The organism is Shewanella submarina, from assembly GCF_042646185.1.
GTDB classification, from domain to species: domain Bacteria; phylum Pseudomonadota; class Gammaproteobacteria; order Enterobacterales; family Shewanellaceae; genus Shewanella; species Shewanella corallii.
Window position 1 is genome coordinate 586,816 of the sequence record NZ_JBHRTD010000018.1, and the last position, 23,545, is coordinate 610,360.

Below are 23,545 nucleotides of genomic sequence, written 5' to 3' on the forward strand. Positions count from 1 at the left end.
TTGAGTTAGCTCTGAGTATTGGCCTGATCATTAGTGGGCAGCGAATTGGCTGCGGGTGCAGCCGGTGCCAGCGCCTGCCAGCGGTTAATCTGTACTTTTAGCTCCATTCCCGGGCGGGATACCAGCATCAGCCTTGGCAGAACCGGATTATCAGGCTGCCAGCTGCGTACCTGTATGGTCCAGGGCTGAATGCCTGTGGCCAGCAGTTCACTGGGGCGCCCCTGGGCATCTTTTTTGATAACGGTGGCCCCTTCGAATTGGCCGGTTAGCCACAAGGGCAACTTGTCCACCGGGATACTCCAGCCTGACAGGCGATAAAGCAGGCGCTGCGGGTCATCATCTGTATAGGTATCACCATCAGCTGTCAGTTTGGTTTCCTCTGGGGTAACACTCATGGACATCAGGCTGGTGCCCAGCATAGAGGTGAGGCGCATTTCATCGCGCCTGGGGCTATGCAGCCAGTAGAGGTTGGTGCTCACCTTGTCATCAGGGGTTTTAACCAAAATCTTACCGGACAGATCCCACGCATAGGCGGCAGCCGGTTGTTTAATATCGACAGGAACCAGAGGCAAATCAGGTTTGGATACACATCCCGATAGGGCAGCGGTGACTATAATCAGCCCTGACAGCAGGGGTTTTGTGAAGCGCATCAAATTATTCGCCTATAACTGTGGTGCCAAAGTCCCTATGATAGGTCGGCTGTTTGGGATTACCAAGTCCCGACAACACGGGGAATGCTCAGCAATAAATGAGCTAATGATTTGGTTTGAAAAATGAATTGGGTTAACAACCTTTATTCGGTTTTGTTAAGCATATTCTATTTTTAACCCTGCCGATTCAGTAGAATGACCCCTATACCATCTTTTGAACGCCCAGTTTTCAGAAATAGAGTCAGATGAGTCTTGTAGCAATCGGGATTAACCACAAAACAGCCACAGTAGACCTGCGAGAGAAAGTGGCTTTCTCTCCGGACAAGATCCATGACGCGATGAAGAGTCTGGCTTGTACTACGCAAACCGGTGAGGCGGTGATTGTATCCACCTGCAACCGCACCGAGCTCTACTGTAATAATGCCTCCAGGGAAGATGTGGTGGCATGGCTGGAGCATTATCACGGACTGAGTCATAGCGATGTGGCCCCGTGCTTGTACCAATATGAAGGTCAGATGGCCGTGAAGCATCTGATGCGGGTCGCCTGCGGCCTGGATTCTCTGGTACTGGGTGAGCCGCAGATCCTGGGCCAGGTAAAGCAATCCTTTGCCAAGGCCAAAGAGGCCGGCACCATAGCCGTGACCATGGACCGTCTGTTCCAGAACACCTTCTCGGTGGCCAAGAAAGTTCGTACCGAAACTGAAATTGGTGCGGCTGCTGTATCCGTGGCCTTTGCTGCGGTCTCTATGGCCAAGCATATCTTCTCCTCGCTCAGTCATACCAAGGTGCTGCTTATCGGTGCCGGTGAGACCATTGAACTGGTTGCCCGTCATTTAAAAGAGAATGGCGTCAATGAAATGGTGGTGGCCAACCGAACTTTGGAGCGTGCCCAGGGCATGTGTGAGGAGTTCAACGCCAAAGCCATTACACTGACAGAGATCCCGGACTTTCTCCCTCAGGCCGATATCGTGATATCCTCTACCGCCAGTCCGCTGCCTATCCTGGGCAAGGGCATGGTAGAAAAAGCGCTGAAACAGCGTCGTCATCAACCTATGTTGTTGGTTGATATAGCAGTCCCACGTGATATCGAGGCGGAAGTCGCCGAGTTGGATGATGCTTTCCTGTACACAGTCGACGACCTGCAAAGCATTATTGAACAGAATATGGCCTCCCGTAAGGAGGCAGCCGAGCAAGCGGAAATCATTGCCGATGAACAGGCCCACCTGTTTATGGACTGGATCCGCTCGCTGGAATCGGTTGACAGCATTCGCGACTACCGCACCCAGAGCATGGCCATCAAAGATGAGATGGTTGCCCGCGCCCTGAACAGATTGGCACAGGGTGGAGATGCCGAACAGGTGGTGCTGGAGTTGGCGAATAAGCTGACCAACCGATTGATCCACGCGCCGACTCAGGCGCTGACAGCGGCCAGTCGCCAGGGGGACTACAACACCCTTGGACAACTGCGTACCGCGCTCGGCTTGGATAAAGAGTAAGGTTAGCCAGACACAATGAAGGATTCTGTAATCCGCAAGCTTGAAGGCTTGATTGAGCGTCATGAAGAGCTGCAGGCGCTGCTCAGTGACGCGGGTATCATTGCCGATCAGGAGCGTTTTCGCGCCCTGTCCAAAGAGTATTCCCAGCTGGAAGATGTGGTCGCCGGTTTTAAGGCGTACCAACAGGCTCAGGCTGATCTCGCGTCTGCCAAAGAGATGCTGGCAGAAGACGATGAAGATATGAAAGCCATGGCGGAAGAGGAAATTGCTGACGCCAATGAGACTCTGGAGCGTCTGGACGGCGAATTGCAGATCCTGCTGCTGCCTAAAGATCCCAATGATGACCGCAGTGCCTTCGTGGAAATCCGCGCCGGTGCCGGTGGTGACGAAGCCGCTATCTTTGCCGGAGACCTGTTCCGCATGTACAGCCGTTATGCTGAAAGCAAACGCTGGCAGGTAGAGGTAATGAGCTCCAACGAAGGTGAGCACGGCGGCTTTAAAGAAATTATTGCCAAGTTCAGTGGTGAAGGCGTTTACGGCAAACTCAAGTTTGAGTCCGGTGGTCACCGTGTTCAGCGTGTACCGGAAACCGAATCTCAGGGGCGTATCCACACCTCGGCCTGTACCGTGGTGGTGATGCCTGAAGTGCCTGAAGCTGAAGCGATTCAGATCAATCCCGCCGACCTGAAAGTGGATACCTTCCGCTCTTCCGGTGCCGGTGGTCAGCACGTTAACACCACTGACTCTGCGATCCGTATTACCCATATTCCTACTGGTATTGTGGTGGAATGTCAGGATGAGCGTTCTCAGCACAAGAACCGCGCCAAGGCGATGAGTGTGTTGTCTGCCCGTATTCAGGCTGCAGAGGATGAGAAGCGCCGTCTGGAAGAGGAGAGCACCCGTCGCTCTCTGGTTGCCAGTGGTGACCGCTCGGAGCGTATCCGTACCTACAACTATCCACAGAGCCGGGTGAGTGATCACCGTATTAACCTGACGCTGTACCGTCTGGCTGAAGTGATGGAAGGCGCAGTTGATCTGCTGCTGGATCCAATCATTCAGGAACATATGGCCGACATGCTGGCGGCGCTGGCGGACGAGAGTTAATGTCCGGGATCAGTATCGGCGAGGCCCTTAAGTGGGCCAGTGTCCAGCTGGAGCGGGTGTCTGACTCCGCCATGCTGGATGCTGAGGTGATGCTGCAGCATGTGCTGTCGGTTTCCCGCACTTATCTGTTTACCTGGCCCGATAAAGACCTGAGTGCTGAGCATTGGCAGGCTTATATGGCTATGGTCAATGAGCGTGCCAAAGGACACCCTGTGGCTCACATTACCGGTGAGCGCGAGTTCTGGTCACTGTCTTTGCTGGTGAACAACACCACACTGATCCCCCGTCCCGATACTGAAATCCTGGTAGAAACTGCCCTTAACCTTAAAGTGCCCGATAACTGCCGTGCACTGGATTTGGGTACCGGCACAGGCGCTATTGCGCTGGCATTGGCCAGTGAGCGTCCGTCCTGGCAGGTCACAGCTGTCGATAAGGTAGATGACGCCGTTGCTCTGGCGAAAATGAACCGCGACAAGTTGGCTTTGCCACAGGTTGAAGTGCTGCAAAGCGACTGGTTCAGCGCAGTGGAAGGTCGCCAGTTTGAATTGGTGGTGTCCAACCCGCCCTATATTGATGAGCGCGACGAGCATTTGTCTCAGGGGGATGTGAGATTTGAGCCACTCAGTGCGCTGACAGCTGCCGACGAAGGCTTTGCCGATCTGTTCCATATTGCCACCCAGGCAAGAGCCTATCTGGTTGCGGGCGGTTATCTGCTGATGGAGCATGGCTATCAGCAGGCTAAAGTGCTCAGAGAGAAGCTGACAGAGCTTGGCTATCAGGATGTTGCTACCGTGCGGGATTTCGGCAGCAATGACAGATGTACTCTGGGTCGCTGGCCGGGATAATCGCCTATCAGCCTTAATTAAACGCCTCTTTTATGAGGCGTTTTTTATTGGCTGAATCCCAGTGTCCATGGGGTTTGGCATGACACAGTCACTGGGTTACACTACTGGCCCTGTTTTTGCTGATACCCCGGATGACATGGAAGCTTTTTACTCGATTTATCCAGCTGTTAAACACACTCACCTGTTACTGATAGCTGTGAGTGTTACCCTGCTGTTGGTTCGTTTTGTACTCAAGGAACGTCAGTCGCCTTTGATGGCGCGCAAATGGTTGAAGATCACGCCGCATATTGTCGATACTTTCTTGCTGCTGTCTGGCCTGTTACTGTGTGTTTTGATCAAGCAGTATCCGTTTGTGGATACCTGGCTGACCGAGAAGATCCTGGCGGTAGTCGCCTATATTTTGCTGGCCTTTATGGCTATGCGCAGTGACCGCAACCGGTTGTTCAGAGTATTCGCCCTGATAGGCGCTCTGGGCTGGATCGTGTATGCGGCGAAATTAGCTCACTTTAAACAAGCGGTATTGATTGGCTAATGTCTGAATTGTCATCTTCTGAACAAACTTTCCAGGTGGACTCCCCATTGGAGACCATGGCGATTTCCCTGCCGGAAACCCCTCTTGAGATAGCTGCCCATCTGGGGCTGTCTGATCTCAAGCGTTCCACCTGGGCCTGGTATGAGATCTCCGGTGCTGTACTGAGCCACTATCTGGTTGATCAGGAGGAGCGCTTGCAGCGGCTTATCCGTTGGTTTTACCGGGATCTGGGATTCAAGCCCAAGGAAGATTACTTTGGTGCCGACGCTGCGGACCTGGGCTTTTGTCTGCAGCACAGGGAAGGTAACTCCAGTACTCTGGCTGTGGTGCTGATGCTGCTGGCCAAACAGTTGGATCTGGTACTTGAGCCAGTGTTGTTGCCGGGTCATACCCTGCTGCTGCACCGCGTTGGCAAGCAAAGCCGCTATCTGGACCCTTTAACCGGAGAGTTTGTCAGTCGTCACTATATCCATGCACTTGTGCGTGGTGAACTGGGCAATGGTGCCCGCCTTAAAGCCACCTATTTTAAGGCGGTCAAGGTGCAAAGACTGCTGACCCGGATGATCCACGAGTTGAAGGCGGGCTGTATCGTCTCCAATCGTTTTGAAAGTGCACTTGAGTGTTGCAACCTGTTACTGCAATGGCATCCGGATGATGTACATATTCACCGCGAGCGTGCATTTATTGCACAGCAGTTGGGGTGTATTACCCTGGCCGCGTCAGATTTGCAGCATTTTGTTGATCAAAATCCACACGATCCTGTGATTGAGCTGGTAAAAATGCAGTTGCGGGATTTAAGTGACCACGCCGAGACGTATCACTGATAGCTTTCAGGACCTAAAGCGCACTGTTTAAGTGCGCTTTTGCTATCAGGAGGGCACAGTCCCTCATCAGGAAGCCCGGTGTGGAACGCCGTAAGATAATAATAAAATCGCAAGGGAGAACAGCGACCTATGAGTGTTTCAGAACACCAGGCATTAATTACCAACGACGCCACGGCCATGGGCCTGTTGGCGGTTATTCTGGGATTTGTGTTTTACACCAGTTCCAGCAGTCATCCATTCTGGCAAAAGTTCTATAAGTTTGTACCGGCCCTGCTGCTGTGCTACTTCCTGCCATCACTGCTAAACACCTTCGGCGTGGTCGACGGCCATACCTCTCAACTCTACTATGTCGCATCCCGCTACCTGCTGCCGGCGTGTCTGGTATTGCTTATTCTGAGTGTCGATTTGAAAGCCATTATGGGACTGGGTCCCAAAGCGGTGATCATGTTTCTCACGGGGACTGTGGGCATTGTGATTGGTGGCCCCATTTCATTGCTGATCATGTCAGCCATCGACCCCAGCCTGACAGCCGGGCAGGGACCTGATGCGGTATGGCGCGGCATGACGACGCTGGCTGGCAGCTGGATTGGTGGTGGTGCCAACCAGGCGGCGATGAAAGAGATCTATGAGGTGGGCGGCAATATCTTCTCTGTGATGGTGACTGTGGATGTGATTGTTGCCAACATCTGGATGGCGGTACTGCTGTTTTTGGCTTCCAAAGCCAAAGAGATTGATGCCAGAACCGGCGCGGATACCTCAGCCATTGAAACTCTGAAGGAGAAGGTTGAGAAGTACCATGCTGAGAATGCCCGTATCCCTTCGCTGCGGGACATTATGTTGATCGTGGCAGTGGGCTTTGGGGTAACAGGTTTGGCGCATTTTGCTGCTGACTTCCTCGGCCCCTTCTTTGCTGAGCATTACCCACAGACCCGTGATTACAGCCTGACCTCCAAGTTCTTCTGGCTGGTCGTGATAGTGACCAGTATCGGTTTGGCCATGTCCTTCAGTCCCGCCCGCCATTTGGAAGCCGCCGGCGCATCAAAGATCGCGTCTGCTTTCCTCTACATTCTGGTGGCCACAATCGGTCTGCATATGGATGTCACCAAGATAGTGGATACCCCAATTTACTTTATGGTGGGTGTTATCTGGATGGTGGTTCATGCCGCTCTGATGTTGGGTGTTGCCAAGCTGATTAAAGCGCCACTGTTTTATATGGCTGTCGGGAGTCAGGCCAATGTCGGCGGTGCGGCGTCTGCGCCTGTCGTGGCGGCGGCTTTCCATCCTGCACTGGCTCCAGTGGGTGTGTTGCTGGCGGTGTTTGGGTATGCGCTGGGGACGTATATGGCGTGGATATGTGGGCAGATACTTCAGGCTGTCGCCCACTAATTGCTGTTTTGCCAGGTAATCGGCACTAAAGACCCTCACTCTTTGTTGCTTCGTCCCTCATTTAGCGCTGCTAAACGTCGGGACTCGCGGCCTCGATTGAAGGTCTTTATCACTCGATTGAGTCACCTGAAATGACAAATGCTTTGATCGGCCATCACTAAGTAAGCCATTAAAGGGGCATTATGAATAACTTCAATTTATCCCGTTACCCGATTAGGTGGTCATTCGAAGGAGTGATCACCCGGGTATTAAAATCTATTCGGGATAAAATTTATGAAAAACAACAATCGCGCTTTGCGACGAGCTCATATCTCAAGGCTGACCAATAACCGTAAACGATACTGGGGTGGGGTTGCCGGAAAAAATGCAAAATCCAATGGGATATGTATTGATACGCCCTGTCTTTGTTCATGTTTTGTGTGCGGAAATCAAAGGCGTTTTCAAGGTCCTGGTCACACTGAGAAAAGACAAAGGCAAAAGCACATGGATTGACGCTGGTTGAGCCTAAAAGAGCGGTAAGTCCGCTCTTTTTTATTGTCCACCGTTTTACGCTTTCCCAGCTTTGTACTTCTCTATTCTTCCAGCAATCCAAGCGGCGATTATGAGCATAAGCTCCCAACTGCCGAATACCATTGTGGCTGTTTGCCAGTGATGGCCCATATCGCCACTGAAGTTCAGGTGGATATTGCCAGCAAGCCAGATGGAGATGGGGAGCCACAAGGCTGCCACTATGCAGGTGATGGTGCTGAGTCTGATAACAAGTCTGTTGTTGGTCAGCAGGCAGCTCAGGGCTGGCACTGAGATTAACGTAGCTGCAGCGATAAGGTTACCCAGTGGCATGCCTCCGGGCAGCGGCCAGAGCAACAGCAGTTCCCCGCGAATAAGCACCACGGTGCCGAACAGGCTATAGCCGCAGAGCAGTCCAATCAGAAAGCTTTTTGATCTGGTTGTCATTTATCAGTGTGCGTTATGGGCGTTTCATGATGATGACCAGTGACGGGGAAAGTTTCAAATGACGTTTGTGGGGGAGCTTCTGGTTTAGTTGGGTCAATGCAATTCTAGACCATAGTTGTAGGGCGCTGTTGTAGGTTAGGTGGTATTCATATAGGTGGGTTCACAGTAAAAGGAGGCTGTCTATGCCGTTCGAATTACCACACCCACTATCACACTTAATGTCACACCCACTGCTTGTCAGGGCTTTGATTTTTCTGTCGGCTTTATTAATGACGTTGTTGATGTTCGTGTTTATGGCGTCTTTGGTAAATAACCAATTTTCTGAGCCTGAACCTCAAGTCGATGTCGATCCTTTGATAATGACTTACTCTCCGCCACCGGTAAAGCCGGTAGAGGACAGGCCAAAGCCTGAGGAGATGCCGCCGGTATTAAAAGTCCCCAATACCGGAGTGACCGGGACTTTAGTTAAAGGGCCCGAGATTACCAAACCAACAAACCTGACACTGAACGAGTTACCCAAATTACCGCCAGCCACACCAAGAGAGAGTCGTGGCGGCGGAGATATGATGGCGATACCTATGGTGCAGATAGCACCTGAATATCCCATTGTTGCTTTACAGGCGGGTAAAGAGGGTTATGTGGTGCTGAGCTTTGATGTGCGGGCCGATGGCTCTGTTCACAATATCCGGGTTGAAGATGCAGAGCCCAAACGGATCTTCAATAAGGCTGCAAAGAGTGCACTCAAACGTTGGCGTTACCAGCCCAGAGTTGTTGATGGTCAGGCTGTTCCTCAGCCTAACCAATTTGTGAGGCTGGACTTTAAAATGGATCAGTAACAAAAATGGGCCGACAGGCCCATTTTTTTATCTACATTGATGCATGGTTTTGCTGTCACGCAGCAGATCTTTGTCGATAACGGATCAGGTTTCGCAATCGTCCACCGGTTTGATACAGCAGCAATGACAGTAGAATTAAGCCACAGCCGAGCAGCTGATTGCTGCTCAATACTTCCCGGTACCACAGCAGGCTGAGCACAACAGTCCAGATAGGCTCCAGTAGCATAATCAGCGCCGCATTGCCTGTGGGCACAAACTTCTGCCCCAGGGTCTGCATAACGTAGCGAAGGCTGGTGGCCAGCAGGGTGCTGAGGGCAAACCACCCCCAGATATCGGCAGAGACCTGTGGTGGCGTGGTTTCGAAGATGGATGACATAGTCAGGCCAACCAGGCCTGTCACCATCAGCTGGATGCAGGTCAGCAGCAAAACCGGCAAACGTTGGGAGTATTTGCTGTTGATATTGAAGTGCAGCGCCAACATCAAAGCCGCGCCCAGGAACCACAGCTGACTGCTGGACTCCTGCCAGCCACCACTGAGAGACAGAAAACCCAAACCTGTCGCCGCAATGGGCAGAGATACCCAGAACACCCTGCGCGGGCGCTGTCGGAACAGAGCCCAGGCGATGACAGGAACCAGCAGCATAGACAGGCTCATAATAAAGGCGCCTTCACCCAGGGTGTCGCTGATGGAAACGGCATGGATCCAGCACATGAGTGCGCCGCTTAAAATAATGCCAACACCGGCTGCGGCACGAATATCCTTGCCACTGGCAGCTTTAAGGGGCTTGTAGCAAAGGGGTAACAGGCAGAGTGAGGCCAGGGTAAATCGCAGGCCAATAAAGCCAAAGGGGGGCAGACCGGCGATCGCTTCTTTGGAAAATATCCAGCCAAGGGCGGCGATCATTGTGGTGAGAACCAGCACGAGTGTCGCTTTGTGTTCTGAGTTAAGCATAAGTACTCACAAAAAAGCCCGGGTACACCGGGTTGAGCAGGGTAAGTTAATGCAAACAAGGAAAGATAAATGACTGGAGAAGCCTTTGTTTGCTGAGTCGCGGATTATAACTATTTACCGACTTAAACCCGATGCCAATATCTTGCCCAGGGTCACATTTATCACAGTGAACCACGGAGTCAAACTTGCTGCAGCAGGCATCACACTCCGCGCGCAATTGGGGTATACTTTGCCTCCAAATCTGATTCAGTACCGATGCCGTCGGCGTCGGCCTACAAGAGAGACAGTGTGATGACCAACAAAACCATCCAGCTGGGCGCCATCGAAATCGCCAATGACAAACCCTTTGTGCTGTTTGGCGGCATGAACGTACTTGAGTCCCGCGATCTGGCCATGAGCATTGCGGAAAAGTATGTGGAAGTGACCCAAAAGCTGGGCATCCCTTACGTATTCAAAGCTTCTTTCGACAAAGCCAACCGCTCTTCTGTTCACTCATACCGCGGTCCTGGCATGGAAGAAGGCCTGAAGATCTTTGAAGAGATCAAATCTACCTTCAACGTGCCTTTGATTACTGACGTACATGAGCCTTACCAGTGTGCCCCTGTTGCTGAAGTGGTTGATATTATTCAGCTGCCAGCTTTCCTGGCGCGTCAGACTGATCTGGTTGTGTCTATGGCCAAAACCGGTGCCATTATTAACGTGAAGAAGCCTCAGTTCCTGGCTCCTCATGAGATGCGCCACATCATCAAGAAGTTCAACGAAGCTGGTAACGACAAGATCATCCTGTGTGAACGCGGCAGCTGCTTTGGTTACAACAACCTGGTAGTAGACATGCTGGGTATGGATGAGATGAAGCAAACCGGTTATCCGGTGATTTTCGATGCCACCCACGCGCTGCAGCGTCCTGGTGGCCGTGAAGACAGCGCTGGTGGCCGTCGTGCCCAGGCGACAGAGCTGGCACGCAGCGGTATGGCGCTGGGCCTGGCAGGTCTGTTTATCGAGGCTCACCCGGATCCGGACAATGCCAAGTGTGACGGCCCATGTGCGCTGCCACTGCACCAGCTGGAAGCTTATCTGACCCAGATGAAAGCCATCGATGATCTGGTGAAGTCATTCGACCCAATCGATACCAGCAAGTAATTTGTTATAAGAGCCCGGTTTATCCGGGCTTTTTTATCTCTGTGTCCTACCACTCAAGGAAGATCTATGTGGATTCTATTCACCCTGATGGCGGCTTTTGCCCAGTCCTGGCGCAATGCCCTGCAAAGCAAACTCAGCCGTGAGGTGAATGCCATCGGGGTCACTTTGGCCCGCTTTATCTGGGCAGGCCCTCTGGCAGGCCTTTACCTGTTTGGCTTGTATCAATGGCAGCCGCAGCCTGTTCCTGACTTTACCCCCGGGTTCTGGCAGTTTGTGGTGGGTGCCGGGCTAATGCAGATTCTGGCAACGGCTTTGATGGTGAAGCTGTTTCAACTGCAAAACTTTGCCATAGGCGCTGGCCTTGCCAAGAGTGAAGCTTTGGTGGCGGCAGTGCTGGGCACTCTGTTTTTTGGCACAGGTATCAGTGCCATGGGATGGGGTGGCGTGCTTTTAGGGACTGTGGCTATCTTTATGCTCTCCAGCGTTAAGGGCTGGCGTCAGTTGTCACTGTCCACTGTGATGCTGGGGCTGGCCTGTGGCAGCTGTTTCGCGCTTACCTCCCTGTGGGTGCGTGAGGCGAGTTTAGTGCTCAATGTGCCTTTTCCTCATCGTGCTGCCTGGGTACTGCTGAGCGTTATCCTGCTGCAGACCATCATCCTGTTGCTGTACCTTGGCTGGCGGGACCGTCATACCCTGACACAACTATTCAAATATTCACGGCTTACCTGGCTTATCAGCATCAGCAGTTGCATCGGCTCCATAGGCTGGTTCAGCGCCATGGCGCTGGAACCTGTGCCCTATGTCAAAACATTGGGGCAGGTGGAGGTATTCTTTACCCTGTTAATCTCCGGGTTGTGGCTTAAGGATAAAATCACCCTCAAAGAGGTATTTGGGCTCTTGCTGATTGCCATCGCCGGTGTCATGGTGATGTGGGGAAAATAAACGGATCACAGACAATAGGTGATACAGGGAATGAGTGAGATAACGCTGGATAAGACGGTCAAACAGGAGTTGGTGAGCAAGCTGCAGGACTATCTTGCTGATGAGCTGGATACCGAGGCGGGGGAGTTTGAAGCCGAGTTTCTGCTGGATTTTATTGCCAGAGAGGCTGGGCATCATTGGTACAACAAGGGCCTGGATGACGCCAGAACCCTGATGATGGACAAGCTTAACGACAGTCTTGATGAAGCAGCCTACGGCATCGACGACCTGATGCAGTCTTCCAGCACCTGATTGCCATCCTTAACGACTTATACCAATCCGCATAGGAGTTTAGTCACTCAGCGAGAATTTAAAGGCGCGGAGACAATCGGAGCGAGCGAAGATCTATCGGGATAAATCAAGAGAGCTCTGGGCAGTATGCGCGCCTTTAAAACTCGCCCTTCGGGAGCCTGTCAGCCACACGATTACTGCCCCAAATTGTCTAGTCATAGAACCACTATGTCGTCACCAATTTGGATTGTACTCGAATGGCTGACATGGCTCAGAGGAGATCAATCTTCTATGCGGATTGGTATTAGATTCAGGAGAGACAAGTGGAAGTGATACATGAAAGCGACAACAGCCGATTTGTGATCAATCTTGATGGTCAGCTGGCTGAGTTGGATTACCTGCTTCAGGGGGATGAGGTGAATTTCAGCCATACTTTTGTTCCGCCGGAGATGAGAGGCAAAGGCGTGGCAGAAAAGCTGGTCAGGGCCGGGTTGACCTGGGCCAAAGCGCAGCAACTGAATATCAGTGCCAGCTGCTGGTATGTGCAAAAGTTCTTAAAATAAGTTCTTAAAGTGAGTTTCTGAAATAACGCTCAGCGCCGAGGCTGAAGTGATTTAACTTGCTCAAGCATGCTGAGGTTTGCCGGTGCCTCCAGGCCATTTGCCTGTGCACGTTTGACCACAAAGCCATTGATGGCATCAATTTCAGTTTGTCTGCCATGGGCAATATCCTGATGCATGGATGAGAAATTATTCGCGGTCAGCTCTATCACCTTGTAAACCCTTTCCAGCAGGGTGGTTTCATCCAAAACAATGCTATCGGCGGCCGCTGCCTTGACCAGCTCTGCCACTATGGCGTGAATATGCCCGCGATACTCATTAGCTGCCAGTGCGCCATTGCGACAATCATGTATCGCCGTCAGCGGGTTGATGGCGGCATTGACCGCTAACTTCTGCCACAAGGCGGCCAGAATATCGTCGACCCATTCGCTGTTTTCTATCTTATCCAGCAAAGGCTCTACCCTGGTTTTGCCTGAGTCTGCATCACCACATAACAGACCGATTTGTGTCAGCCCTTTGCCTGTGTGGCGAATATGCCATAGTCCCTGTTTTAGGGCGCCCTGAGAGGTTGTGCCCAGCAGCAGACTGCGGCCATTGAGTAATGGCGCCAAGTCGAGGTGCGGCCCCATGCCATTGTGCATCAAAAGTATGGCGCAATCTGCTGGCAGGTCTTGCAGCAGTGGCGTGATGGCATCCAATACCTGATAGGCTTTGACGGTGACAATCAGCAGGCCAATATCATCGAGTCTTGCTTTGTCCAGTGGGCGGTATTCGGGTGTGAAGCTGTGGTGTTCATCCTTGATATCTGTATGCACCAGCGCGTCAGGTGCAGGGCTGCGGCCCAATAACACCGGCTTGTGATGTCGCAGTTGCCAGCAAAGCAGTTGGCCGATGGAGCCCGGGCCCAGGATGGCGATACGATTCATTGGGTTTCCGTCAGTTTTTGCAGGTTCGCACCAGGCCGGGAATCGGCATACGTGTCAACAGACGGGACAACAGGTAGAAGAGTCCCACGCCCAGCATATCGGCAACGAAGTCGGCCAAAGAAGCGCTGCGGTAGGGCAAATAAGCCTGCACCAGTTCAATCGTCAGGGCATAGCCAGCCATCAAGGGGACCAGCACAAACCAGCGGGGACGGAAGGCTTCAAAAGTGAGCCAGGATAACAGCAGGAAGCTCCCCAGATGGCCGACTTTATCCAGATGGGGAATTCCCTGAGGGTAGGACGGGCGGGAAAACACCAGATAGCTGACTACCAGCAGGGCAGCCAACAGTGCGAATTGGAAAAAGCGACTTCTTGAAAACACAGCTACAGGGTTTGAGGGAGCCAATGCCGCCCATAATAGGCAAAGCTGACTGCGTTGTCATCAATACCGGCTACAAGTGTTCGCCATAGACTGTATCTTGTTTGGTGCCATGGTAATATTCAGCAGGTTTTGCATTTAAGAGGAAGGGGCCAAATGCCTTCATTTGATATTGTTTCTGAAGTGGATGAAGTAGAACTGCGCAATGCGGTGGACAACACCAAGCGTGAACTGGATTGCCGTTTTGACTTTCGCAATGTTGAATTTGAAGTGAGCTACAAAGACCATCAGGTCAAGCTGAGTTCTGAGTCTGATTTCCAGTGTCAGCAGATGGTTGATGTGCTGCGTACCCAACTGGTTAAGCGCAAAGTGGACCCTGCGGCTATGGAAGTGGAAGACAAGGTGGTCCATACCGGCAAGATGTTCACTCAGGTAGTAAAGTTTAAGCAGGGTATCGAGCAAGACGTCGCCAAAAAGCTGGTGAAGATGATTAAAGACAGCAAGATTAAAGTGCAGTCGCAAATCCAGGGTGAAGAACTGCGGGTTACCGGTAAAAAACGCGACGATCTGCAGGCTGCCATGGCACTGGTGCGTGAATCCAATCTGCAGCCATTCCAGTTTAAAAATTTCAGGGATTAATCATTCCTGTTCTGACTCAGCAGCCACCTCAGGGTGGCTGTTTTGTTTTCAGCCATTCCAACCGCCTTTCTCCCCTGATAGACCATTCTCAGCAGTCCTGAAATATATCCTTATCAATATTGTGTGAAATCAATCTGTTTACATTGTTTTCAAGCGATTAACCCTGGTGCTAGTATAAAAACCACATTTCCCGTCGGAAGGAATCCGCTATGTTCCTTGACTACTTTGCCCTTGGGTTGTTGGTGTTTGTCGCACTGGTGATCTTCTACGGCATTATTGTTATCCATGATATTCCCTATGAGATCGCCAAAGAGCGGGATCACCCCCATCAGGATGCTATTCACCATGCAGGCTGGGTAAGTTTGTTTACCCTGCACGCCATCTGGCCCTTCCTTTGGATTTGGGCAACCTTGTGGCGCAAGGAGAGAGGCTGGGGATTCCAGAAGCTGGAACAGGAGCAGCATGATACCCACCATAGAATGGAGCTGTTGATGGAACAGGTGGAACAGTTGCAACAGGAAGTGGCTGCATTAAAAGCTGACAAGACTGTCCCTTCGGCGGTAAAACCCGCGCCAACAGCCGACTCTTCCGGCAATCAAGTCGCTGACAACAGGGAGGATAACTGATGGATCTGTTACTTATCCTGACCTATACCGCCATTTGTATTGCGGTATTCAAGGTATTCAAAATTCCTCTGAATAAGTGGACTGTGCCCACCGCCGTGTTGGGGGGCGTGATCTTGATTGGCACCTTGATCCTGCTGATGAACTACAACCATCCCTATACCCAGACAGGTAATCAGGTGTTTACCGCTACCCCGATTGTTTCCGGAGTGCGGGGGAAGGTCATTGACGTGCCAGTGATCCCCAACCAGCCCCTGAGTAAAGGCGAGGTTTTGTTCCGTATCGACCCCGTGCCTTTTCAGGCAGAGGTTGACCGTATCAAGGCGATGGTGAAAGAAGCCAATCAGGGAGCGCTGGGACTTGAGGCGGCTTTGCAGGAAGCAGAGGCGGGTAAAGATCAGGCGGTCGCCAATCGTGATAAGGCAATGCGCGAATACGACAGGTTTCAACGCGGATTTGACAGTGGCGCCTTTACCGAACAGGAACTGGATACTCGCAGGCAGGCATACAAAGCGGCTGAAGCTGCCGTTGAAGTGGCAAACCAAAGAGTGACTCAGGCTAAGCTGGCACTGGATTCGGAAATTGGCGGTGAAAACACTACGGTTGCCGGTCTGCTGGCACAACTGCGTCAGGCGGAATTCAACCTGGAACAAACTGTGGTTCGCGCACCAACAGATGGCTATGTCACCCAACTGGCACTGCGCCCAGGTATGATGGCAGTTCCTCTGCCTTTGTCTCCTGTGATGACCTTTATCCACACTGAGGAAAGGTTGTACGTTGCGGCATTCAGGCAAAACTCCTTGCAGCGGCTGAAGCATGGGTTTGAAGCTGAATTCCTGTTTCGTGCCGCGCCCGGACGTGTGTTCAAGGGGGAGGTGGTGGAAGTGATTCCGGCGATTGGCGAGAGCCAGATTCAGGCCCGCGGAACCCTGCTTGGCACTGAAGCGCTGCGAACCAACGGCAGGGTGCTGGTCACGTTGCGCATGACAGAGGACCTGTCCCAGTACCATATGCCACTGGGTATGGCATTTGAGGTCGCGGTTTATTCAGATAGCTTTGAGCATGTCTCCATTATGCGCAAAGTGCTTATTCGCATGAAGAGCTGGCAGAACTATCTGTATCTGGATCATTGATAACGGAAGTCTATGAGTTCTTTAAGGGTCGACCCATGTCGGCCCTTTTTTTGGGCTAAATACCAATCCGCATAGGAGTTTAGTCACTCAGCGAGAATTTAAAGGCGTGGAGACAATCGGAGCGAGCGAAGATCTATCGGGATAAATCAAGAGAGCTCTGGACAGTATACGCGCCTTTAAAACTCGCCCTTCGGGAGCCTGTCAGCCACACGATTACTGCCCCAAATTGTCTAGTCATAGAACCACTATGTCGTCACCAATTTGGATTGCACTCGAATGGCTGACATGGCTCTGATGAGATCAATCTTCTATGCGGATTGGTATAAGTTTCCTTGCTGAATATCAGAGTTTTCCTGATATCCATTTTTTCGTCGGTTCTTTAGCTTGGAGTAGCACTCTCCCATTTGGAGGTTGCTTAACACCAGAAAGGAAACTGACGTTATGAGAAGAAAAACACGCTCAATGTGGTTCTCAGGTCTGTTATGTCTGTTGTGTAGTTTTGTACTGACACCTGCTTATGCCACCAAGCTTAAACCCCAGAACCTGACCTCTCTGATAAAGGATGCCAACAGCATTATTATCGGCCAGGTCACCAATGTTACCGACGGTTTTAATGAAAAGGGGCTGCCCTATACCGAGGTGACTATCAATGTGGGCCGTTCACTTAAAGGGAAAATGGCGCAGAACAAGCCCTATACCTTCCGCCAGTTCGGCTTGTTGAAGCCGAGGAAAATGGAGAACGGAAACCACTATCTTGGCATTTCTCCTGAAGGCTTTCCCCGCTGGCACAAGGATGAAAATGTGATGCTGTTTATGTATCAACCCGCCAAAATCACAGGTTTTCAAACCACAGCCGGGCTGACTCAGGGCAAGTTGCTGCTGGCCGCGGGTAAGGCTGCCAATAGTCACAACAATTATGGTTTGTTTGATGACCTAGAGTTCAGCAAGGTGCAACTTACCCCGGCAGAGAACAAGATGCTGGGTGGCAGTGGACCTGCGGATTTGCAGGTGCTGACAGGTTTGATTGAAAAGGCGGTTTCAAAGCAATGGATTGAAAGAGGAGTCATGAAATGAATATCAGAAATCCTCTCTGTTTTCTCTGGGTCGGTCTGCTTGGCAGTGCACCTGTGATGGCGGCAGGGCCTCTGTTTTTAACTGATGGTCCCGATCCCCAACCATACCATTGGGATACCAGCCAGGGACCCATTCCCGTATACACAGATGGTGGTGGCGCCTTTACCTATGACTTTGATGGCGTAACGCCGTTTATTACGATTGAACGCGCCAATGAAGCGACCGCCGAAGGCTTCGCACAATGGTCGGCGGTACCGACATCCACCTTTTCTGCAGTCATTGCCGGCACGATTGAATCACAAACCGGCGTGGCCGATGTGACTGGTGCCAATGCCACTGATTTTTACACTCAGCAAAATGGCTATGGCTTCTGGGTGCTGTACGATACAGATGGCAGCATCATGGAAGACATTTTCGGGGTTAACCGTAACTCGGTATTGGGGATTGCCTTTCCTGAGTGGGCTGATGATAACGGCGTGATTGTTGAGGGCACAGCACTGATTAATGGCTGGGCTGTACGGGATACCGACCCCAATATTGACCGGTACTCAGGTGTGTTTACCCATGAGTTTGGTCATGCCATTAACCTGTCCCACTCTCAGACGAATGGCCGCCTGGTGTATGAAAGTTTCTCCTACCGGCCATTAACGCCGGGTATTGAGGGCTGTGTAGACCCTGTTTATTCCTACCGTTCACCTGTGCCAGGTTTTGAAACTGCGATGCCGGATGATAATGAAACCATGTACCCATTTATCCGGGTGGATGATGACGGTGGAGCGGGGCAGGCCAGTATTGATATGCCGGACGATATGGCAGCAATTTCAGATATCTATCCAACCCCTGATTACCATGCCTCACGCGGCAGTATCAAAGGTGTTCTCAGGCTCAAAGATGGGGTTACTGAGTACAGTGGCCTGAATATCATTGCCCGTAACGTTAACGACCCATTGGGCGATGCGGTTTCAGGTATGACGGGAGCATGGACTCAGGGCAAGATAGGCCCTGATGGTCGCTTCCAGATTAACAACCTGACACCGGGTGAAAGCTATGTTGTTTATCTGGATCAGATTGTCAGTGGAGGATATCCCACCACGCCAATGCAGCCTGTGTCCGAGTTGGAATACTGGAACAGTGGAGAAAGCTCAGACCCTGTCAGCGACCGAGTCTGTGATGTGACTCCAATCCTGGCGGAAGCGGGTCAAACCAAGCAGGCAGATCTTTACTGGAATGGCTATACGGACGGTATCCAGTACACTCCTCTGGTCTCGGCTTTTGTGACAGATCTTTCCAGAAACGGCAAAGTGGCCGTAGGTACGGCTGGCTCAACGCCATTTAAATGGGATCGTAATACAGGTTTCAGCCTGATTGGTGAGGAGGGAGAGTTCAGCACCTCTAATGTGGCTGTTGATGGCCAGGGTGTCGACTTCCTGGTCGGCGGTGCTGATCCTGACGGTAATGGCATAGGTGAACCCGCAATCTATCAGGAAGGCCTGGGAACCACGCTGCTGGGGGATCTCAACGGCAATACCTGTGGTGGCGGTTCATCATCCGGTTCGAACGCTGCTGTGCCATGGGCCATGGATGATTATGGCAAGACTGTTGTAGGTATGGCCTATGTGGATGCCGACGGTGATGGCAGTTGTCAGCGCCAGGACGGCTCTGAAATTTTCGCCTATAAGTGGACGCCCAAGTTCGGTATGAAAAAGCTGTCTACCGAAGGCCTTAATTTGCGAGGCTTTACCCGGGCCCAGGGCGTTTCCGGTAATGGTCAGGTGATTCTGGGCATTAACAGCTTTGGCCAGGCGATAGGTTGGTACCGTGACAAAGTTTACGATCTGTATGCCATGGTGGGGGCCACTGATGCCTATGCCAACAGCAGAGATGGTACCAAGGCGGCATTGAGTACCCGCAATGGTATTGTGCTGTGGAATCCCAAGAGCCGCACTGAGCCATTCACCGATATTGGTGGTCTGAGATATTGCTATGATCTGCCCTATAACTCTTTCGGTCGTAACTTCTGTGAGATGGATCTGAATGGAGATGGCGTGGTCGATACCGATGACTGGGATTACATCTTTGACCAGATTGGTGCAGTACCGACTCTGGTGTTTGATATGTCTGATAAAGGTGATGTCATGATTGGCCGGGCCGGCAGTTTCTTTAACGGTTTCTATGGCGCTTTATATCTGGAAGGCATTGGCTGGATGGAGATGGATGACTTCCTGGAGAAACAGGGGGTGATTGAAGCCAGAACCCTGGGACTTCAGAATCCGCTGGCACTGGATGGAAAGGGTAACACTCTGGTAGGGGGCTTACCCGGAGTGGTCTTTACCTGGATTCTGGATATGGACAAGGCCTTTGTCTGTAAGAATGGCCGCAACCGTGAAGTATCTTTCCCTAAACAGATGATCAAACAGGTGCAGCGCGGTGCACTGTTGGGACGCTGTGAGCATCAGGGTTAACCAATATATTAACCGACCCAAGTGGTAGCGGGTCGGTTATTCAAGTTCTATCAAGCCATTGGCAATGGCGATTTTTACCAGTCCAGCGACATGCTTTACGCCAACCCGAGCCATCAACTGGGCTCTGTGGGTTTCAACGGTTTTACTGCTCAGGCACAGGCGCTGTGAAATATCCCGGGTCGATAATCCTTCTGCTATTAACTGCAGAATTTGCCTTTGTCTTGGGGTTAACATCGCCAACATGTCGTGTTGGTCTGCAACCTGTTGGTAATGGGACACAGTTTCGGGATCGATTGATTCACTGAGATAAAACTCCCCTTGCATTACATGGTGGATTGCCCCTGCCAATTCATCAAATGCAGCGTCCTTAATCAAATAGCCATCCACGTTTGCCACACGGGCTTTGGCGACATACTCAGGCGCTGAGTGCATACTCAGGATCAGCACTTTAATTTGCGGATAATCGTGCTTGATCTGCTGGGCCAGTTCGATGCCATTGAGTCCGGGCAAAGTGATATCCATCAGGACAAGTTGGGGCTTGAGTTTACGAACCAAGGGCATCACATCCACCCCATCGCCACAGGCATCGACCTGCCTGACCCAATCCATGGTAGAGAGCAGGGCAATGATGCCCTCCCTGACAATTTGGTGGTCGTCGACCAACAGCAGGTTATTGATGGTTTTCATAAGGGATACGTATCTCCAGTCGGGAGCCACAGCCTGGTTTGCTCATTATGTTTATGGTGCCGCCAAAGCCTTCTACTCTCTCTGTCATTGAGATGAGTCCCAGATGTCCGGGGGACTGATGTCTGGCTTCTTCCGGGTCAAAACCCTTGCCATCATCCTCCAGAGTCAATATCAACAGCGGGTCATTGGCGGCCAGTGTCAGGGTGACTGAGCTGGCATCTGCGTGGCGCTGGATATTGTTGAGGGCCTCCTGAGTAATCCGAAAGATCCCACTTTGTAGTGACTTACCCAAAGGCGGCAGTGGCGATATCGCCAGTTTGATGCTGAATTGACTCAGTTTGGAGAGACTGGCCACATGAGACTTGATGGCGGATTCCAGCCCCATCTCATCCAGCAGCGGCGGGCGCATTGACAGGGCGACATTGCGCACCTGGTTAATCATTCTGTCGATTAGCTTAACGCCTTCATCCAGCATGGAGACCTGCTGCTTTTTCCTTGCCAGTTGCAGGGTAAGCTTGGTGGCGGTCAGGTTCTGCCCCAGCTCATCATGCAGTTCCCTGGATATTCGCAGTCGCTCAAGCTCTTTGGCGTGGCTGAGGGCATTGTTCAGCTTGCGCAGCTTTTGGTTGGCCAGGTTCAGGGCCTGCTTATGCTCTTCACTCTGTGACAGCGCATGCTCTTTCTGTTTTTGCAGTTTCTCCAGCCGGATATTTTGCTGCCTCAGCCTGTAGGTCCTGATGTGATGCCAGCTGAAAAACAGGGTCAGGAATAACAGTGCCAACATGGCGAGGAACCAGGTTTGTTGCCAGAAAGGTGGCGTGACCATCATGTTCAGAATGGGGGACTGTTGCCATTGGCCATACATATCTCTGGCACGAACAGTTAATTGATATTCGCCGCCGGACAGGTTGGCAAAGGTGATAGTGGATTGATTCCCTGTATCTATCCAGTCACCGCCCCGCTGCAACTGGTAGCTGTATTCATGGTGATGGCTGGAGTAGTCCAGCATGGCATAGCTGATGGTAAAGATATCATCGTGGCGGAAGTTAAGTTGTTCTGATGACTTGAGCGGCGTAAGCCAGCGCTTGGTTAAAGGGCGGTTTAACAACTTAAGTTGAGTGAACTGCAAAGGGAGTTTTTCAGGGACTTTGAAACTTAGCCCTTTGGGTAAACTGAAAAGGCCGTTAACCGTACCCAGCAGTATGTCCTTGCTGCGGGACAGCGCGGCTCCGGCATTGAAGTCCAGAGGAGGAACGCCTGTATCCGCGCCGAAGTGGATCATTTTCTGGCTCAGTGGCTGCAACAGGCTTAGTCCTGCATCACTGGTAACCCAATATCTGTCTTCAGACTCCTGAGCTATGCCCATGATACTGTCGCTGACCAGCAGATTTTCTGAGCCGTAGTGGATCAGGGCGATCTGCTTTTTATTCCTGGTTATGGCGTAAAGCCCCCCACCATTGGTAGTCAACCAAACTGTCCCGTCGTCAGCCTGATACAGGCTGGTGGTCTTGTCCGCATGGGAGGTTAGCTGGGGGTAAACCTGTGGATCCAACCAGTGGCATTGCCAGGGCTCAAGTTGACACAGGGTTAAGCCGTTGGAGCGGGTAGCTGTCCAGAGGTACTGATCATCTATCAGGAGCAGATCCCTGATGTAATCTCCTCTGAGCTCGCCATCTTGATAGGGGGAGTGAATAAACTCTGTGCTGCCGGTTGGCAGAAAGGAGAGGCCATCACCTCCGGTACCGACCCAGAGGCCGGTGGAGGACTCTGCCAGCCCGGTAATATAGCCCTGTCCTATGGAGCTGGGGTTCTCCTGCGCGTGACGGAAATGGAAAAGCTCTCTCCCATCACTGTCCAGCTTAAGTAGTCCCTTGGTTGTGCCCAGCCACCAGTCACCGGAAGCCGATTCCAGCAGTGAAGTGACTCCTGCGCGGGGATGCTCTACATCAGGCTGAGGGACGAGACGATTCCCCTGTGTGAGCATTTGAGCGCCGCCACCGAAGCTGCTGATGAGGGTATCTGAGCCATTGCCTGCTGCAGAAATGGCGAGGATGTTCTGATATCTGAGGGACTCTTCCTGGTCGGGGCTTCCTAGTTGCTGCAGCTGTAAGCTCGCCAGGCGCATCACATATACGCCAGCCCCCCAGGTTCCGACCATCAACATATCCTTATGCCGGGTGATGCACAGTTGCGGCAGCGCAGGTAACTGGCCATCCTGCCCAATGCTTTTATCTGACAGCGGGGTGAGGGTCAGCGTATTCACATCCAGTAGCCACAGGCCTTCTGACATGGTTGCCAACAGTAGCTGGTGGTCATTGAACGGCTGCAGGTTAGGGAACACCTGGCCCATGGTGGGAAGGCTAATCTCTTTGTAGCGGCCGGTCTCGCGGTCAAGTCTGAGTAAGCCATTGCGGGTACCAATCCAGACATAGTCAGGGGTGGGGAGTATTGCCAGTACATCATCATGGAGTGGTTCACCGGTTTGGGCTGCCGGGCGCAGGTGTTCAAACTCCTGGCTGCCGGGGGCGAGATAATTGACGCCGCCTCCTATGGTGGCCAGCCAAAGGCCATCGGAGTCGTCCCTGAACAGTCGGTAAACATAGTCATGGCTGATAGAGCCGGGATGGTTATCGGCAGTAAAACGATCGAACTTGCCGGAAGCTGTCAACCTGTTAAGGCCGATTTGAGTCGCGATCCAGATATCACCATTAGTCATCTCAACAATGTCGTAAACACTGTCGTAGCTGATACTGGTTTGGTCGGCGGGGTTATGTCTGTATTGGGTAAACTTAAAGGTTTGCGGGTCAAGACGGTTTAGACCTGCAGTATTGGTAGCTACCCACAGAGCACCATCGCGGGTTTGGTAAAGCTGCCTGATATCATAGTCACTGATGGAACCGGGTTGCGTGTCATCCGGAATAAACTTCTCGACCCGCTTGCCATCAAATCGATACAGGCCTTCCCGGGAGCCTACCCACATCATGCCTGTCTGATCTATCAAAATGGCAGTGACGACTGATGGGGTTAATCCTCTTTCCTGGGCAAAGGGGATAAAGTTTGCGATTGCGAAGCGGGGATAGATGAGTAAAACAATCGATATCAGGAATATTGTTTTAAGCATCACATGGCTAGGG

The 23,545-nt window shown here is 51.9% G+C and carries 23 protein-coding genes; 16 read left to right on the plus strand and 7 right to left on the minus strand.

All coding sequences use genetic code 11. The annotated features are described in order from the left end of the window. Positions 1-5 precede the first annotated feature (5 nt). Positions 6-650 (minus strand): lipoprotein insertase outer membrane protein LolB, encoded by a 645-nt coding sequence (gene lolB, locus ACFOE0_RS19585; RefSeq protein WP_248934263.1) that lies wholly within the window; start codon positions 648-650, stop codon positions 6-8. A 245-nt stretch (positions 651-895) separates the two neighbouring features. Here lolB and hemA point away from each other — a divergent pair, with 245 nt between their 5' ends. The 6 genes from hemA to ACFOE0_RS19615 all read left to right on the plus strand — a co-directional run bounded on the left by hemA (position 896) and on the right by ACFOE0_RS19615 (position 6,837). Further along, positions 896-2,146, plus strand: coding sequence for a glutamyl-tRNA reductase (gene hemA / locus ACFOE0_RS19590; RefSeq protein ID WP_248934264.1), 1,251 nt, complete (start codon positions 896-898; stop codon positions 2,144-2,146). Positions 2,147-2,161: 15 nt separating this feature from the next. Continuing rightward, a complete protein-coding gene (gene prfA, locus ACFOE0_RS19595; RefSeq protein ID WP_248934265.1) occupies positions 2,162-3,250 on the plus strand; it encodes a peptide chain release factor 1 in 1,089 nt (362 codons plus the stop codon). Beyond that, positions 3,250-4,095: a peptide chain release factor N(5)-glutamine methyltransferase gene (gene prmC / locus ACFOE0_RS19600; protein ID WP_248934266.1), complete on the plus strand. Its 846-nt coding sequence runs from the start codon at positions 3,250-3,252 to the stop codon at positions 4,093-4,095. The genes prfA and prmC overlap by 1 nt, the downstream gene beginning before the upstream one ends. Positions 4,096-4,231: 136 nt before the next feature. Next, on the plus strand, positions 4,232-4,627 hold the full coding sequence (locus tag ACFOE0_RS19605; protein WP_115138109.1) for a SirB2 family protein: 396 nt from the start codon (positions 4,232-4,234) through the stop codon (positions 4,625-4,627). A gap of 56 nt (positions 4,628-4,683) precedes the next feature. Continuing rightward, positions 4,684-5,451 carry a SirB1 family protein gene (locus tag ACFOE0_RS19610; RefSeq protein WP_248934756.1) on the plus strand — a complete coding sequence of 256 codons (768 nt, stop codon included), beginning with the start codon at positions 4,684-4,686 and terminating at the stop codon, positions 5,449-5,451. A gap of 129 nt (positions 5,452-5,580) precedes the next feature. Continuing rightward, entirely contained in the window at positions 5,581-6,837 is a 1,257-nt protein-coding gene (locus tag ACFOE0_RS19615; protein ID WP_248934267.1) for a DUF819 family protein, read from the plus strand. A 546-nt stretch (positions 6,838-7,383) separates the two neighbouring features. Here ACFOE0_RS19615 and ACFOE0_RS19620 read toward each other — a convergent pair. Beyond that, positions 7,384-7,791 carry a hypothetical protein gene (locus tag ACFOE0_RS19620; RefSeq protein ID WP_248934268.1) on the minus strand — a complete coding sequence of 136 codons (408 nt, stop codon included), beginning with the start codon at positions 7,789-7,791 and terminating at the stop codon, positions 7,384-7,386. Between the two features lie 269 nt (positions 7,792-8,060). Here ACFOE0_RS19620 and ACFOE0_RS19625 point away from each other — a divergent pair, with 269 nt between their 5' ends. Beyond that, positions 8,061-8,627 (plus strand): energy transducer TonB, encoded by a 567-nt coding sequence (locus ACFOE0_RS19625; protein ID WP_248934269.1) that lies wholly within the window; start codon positions 8,061-8,063, stop codon positions 8,625-8,627. A 55-nt stretch (positions 8,628-8,682) separates the two neighbouring features. Here the strand turns inward: ACFOE0_RS19625 and ACFOE0_RS19630 are convergent, their stop codons facing one another. Further along, on the minus strand, positions 8,683-9,579 hold the full coding sequence (locus tag ACFOE0_RS19630; protein WP_248934270.1) for a DMT family transporter: 897 nt from the start codon (positions 9,577-9,579) through the stop codon (positions 8,683-8,685). Positions 9,580-9,870: 291 nt separating this feature from the next. On the opposite strand from ACFOE0_RS19630, the gene kdsA reads away from it, so the two are divergent. From kdsA to ACFOE0_RS19650, 4 genes are all read left to right on the plus strand, one after another. After that, positions 9,871-10,719 (plus strand): 3-deoxy-8-phosphooctulonate synthase, encoded by an 849-nt coding sequence (gene kdsA, locus ACFOE0_RS19635; protein ID WP_248934271.1) that lies wholly within the window; start codon positions 9,871-9,873, stop codon positions 10,717-10,719. Between the two features lie 66 nt (positions 10,720-10,785). Then, positions 10,786-11,661 carry a DMT family transporter gene (locus tag ACFOE0_RS19640; RefSeq protein WP_248934272.1) on the plus strand — a complete coding sequence of 292 codons (876 nt, stop codon included), beginning with the start codon at positions 10,786-10,788 and terminating at the stop codon, positions 11,659-11,661. Positions 11,662-11,691: 30 nt separating this feature from the next. Continuing rightward, positions 11,692-11,952 carry a DUF2164 domain-containing protein gene (locus tag ACFOE0_RS19645; protein ID WP_248934273.1) on the plus strand — a complete coding sequence of 87 codons (261 nt, stop codon included), beginning with the start codon at positions 11,692-11,694 and terminating at the stop codon, positions 11,950-11,952. A 302-nt stretch (positions 11,953-12,254) separates the two neighbouring features. After that, a complete protein-coding gene (locus ACFOE0_RS19650; protein ID WP_248934274.1) occupies positions 12,255-12,494 on the plus strand; it encodes a GNAT family N-acetyltransferase in 240 nt (79 codons plus the stop codon). Between the two features lie 29 nt (positions 12,495-12,523). Here the strand turns inward: ACFOE0_RS19650 and ACFOE0_RS19655 are convergent, their stop codons facing one another. Next, positions 12,524-13,417: a ketopantoate reductase family protein gene (locus ACFOE0_RS19655; RefSeq protein WP_248934275.1), complete on the minus strand. Its 894-nt coding sequence runs from the start codon at positions 13,415-13,417 to the stop codon at positions 12,524-12,526. 10 nt (positions 13,418-13,427) lie between these two features. Then, on the minus strand, positions 13,428-13,796 hold the full coding sequence (locus ACFOE0_RS19660) for a VanZ family protein (RefSeq protein ID WP_115138106.1): 369 nt from the start codon (positions 13,794-13,796) through the stop codon (positions 13,428-13,430). Positions 13,797-13,949: 153 nt separating this feature from the next. On the opposite strand from ACFOE0_RS19660, the gene ACFOE0_RS19665 reads away from it, so the two are divergent. The 5 genes from ACFOE0_RS19665 to ACFOE0_RS19685 all read left to right on the plus strand — a co-directional run bounded on the left by ACFOE0_RS19665 (position 13,950) and on the right by ACFOE0_RS19685 (position 19,724). Next, a complete protein-coding gene (locus ACFOE0_RS19665; protein ID WP_248934276.1) occupies positions 13,950-14,432 on the plus strand; it encodes a YajQ family cyclic di-GMP-binding protein in 483 nt (160 codons plus the stop codon). A 209-nt stretch (positions 14,433-14,641) separates the two neighbouring features. Next, positions 14,642-15,058 carry a DUF3302 domain-containing protein gene (locus ACFOE0_RS19670; protein WP_248934277.1) on the plus strand — a complete coding sequence of 139 codons (417 nt, stop codon included), beginning with the start codon at positions 14,642-14,644 and terminating at the stop codon, positions 15,056-15,058. Beyond that, the gene (locus ACFOE0_RS19675; protein ID WP_248934278.1) at positions 15,058-16,188 is read left to right on the plus strand and encodes an HlyD family secretion protein; all 1,131 of its coding nucleotides are present in this window, start codon (positions 15,058-15,060) and stop codon (positions 16,186-16,188) included. The genes ACFOE0_RS19670 and ACFOE0_RS19675 overlap by 1 nt, the downstream gene beginning before the upstream one ends. Positions 16,189-16,629: 441 nt before the next feature. After that, the gene (locus ACFOE0_RS19680; protein ID WP_248934279.1) at positions 16,630-17,262 is read left to right on the plus strand and encodes a hypothetical protein; all 633 of its coding nucleotides are present in this window, start codon (positions 16,630-16,632) and stop codon (positions 17,260-17,262) included. Next, the gene (locus tag ACFOE0_RS19685; RefSeq protein WP_248934280.1) at positions 17,259-19,724 is read left to right on the plus strand and encodes a hypothetical protein; all 2,466 of its coding nucleotides are present in this window, start codon (positions 17,259-17,261) and stop codon (positions 19,722-19,724) included. Before ACFOE0_RS19680 ends, ACFOE0_RS19685 begins: the two co-directional genes overlap by 4 nt. Positions 19,725-19,760: 36 nt before the next feature. On the opposite strand, the gene ACFOE0_RS19690 is transcribed toward ACFOE0_RS19685, so the two are convergent. Both ACFOE0_RS19690 and ACFOE0_RS19695 read right to left on the minus strand, forming a co-directional pair. Beyond that, positions 19,761-20,411 (minus strand): response regulator, encoded by a 651-nt coding sequence (locus tag ACFOE0_RS19690; RefSeq protein ID WP_248934281.1) that lies wholly within the window; start codon positions 20,409-20,411, stop codon positions 19,761-19,763. After that, the gene (locus tag ACFOE0_RS19695; RefSeq protein WP_248934282.1) at positions 20,395-23,532 is read right to left on the minus strand and encodes a ligand-binding sensor domain-containing protein; all 3,138 of its coding nucleotides are present in this window, start codon (positions 23,530-23,532) and stop codon (positions 20,395-20,397) included. The genes ACFOE0_RS19690 and ACFOE0_RS19695 overlap by 17 nt, the downstream gene beginning before the upstream one ends. Positions 23,533-23,545 lie beyond the last annotated feature (13 nt).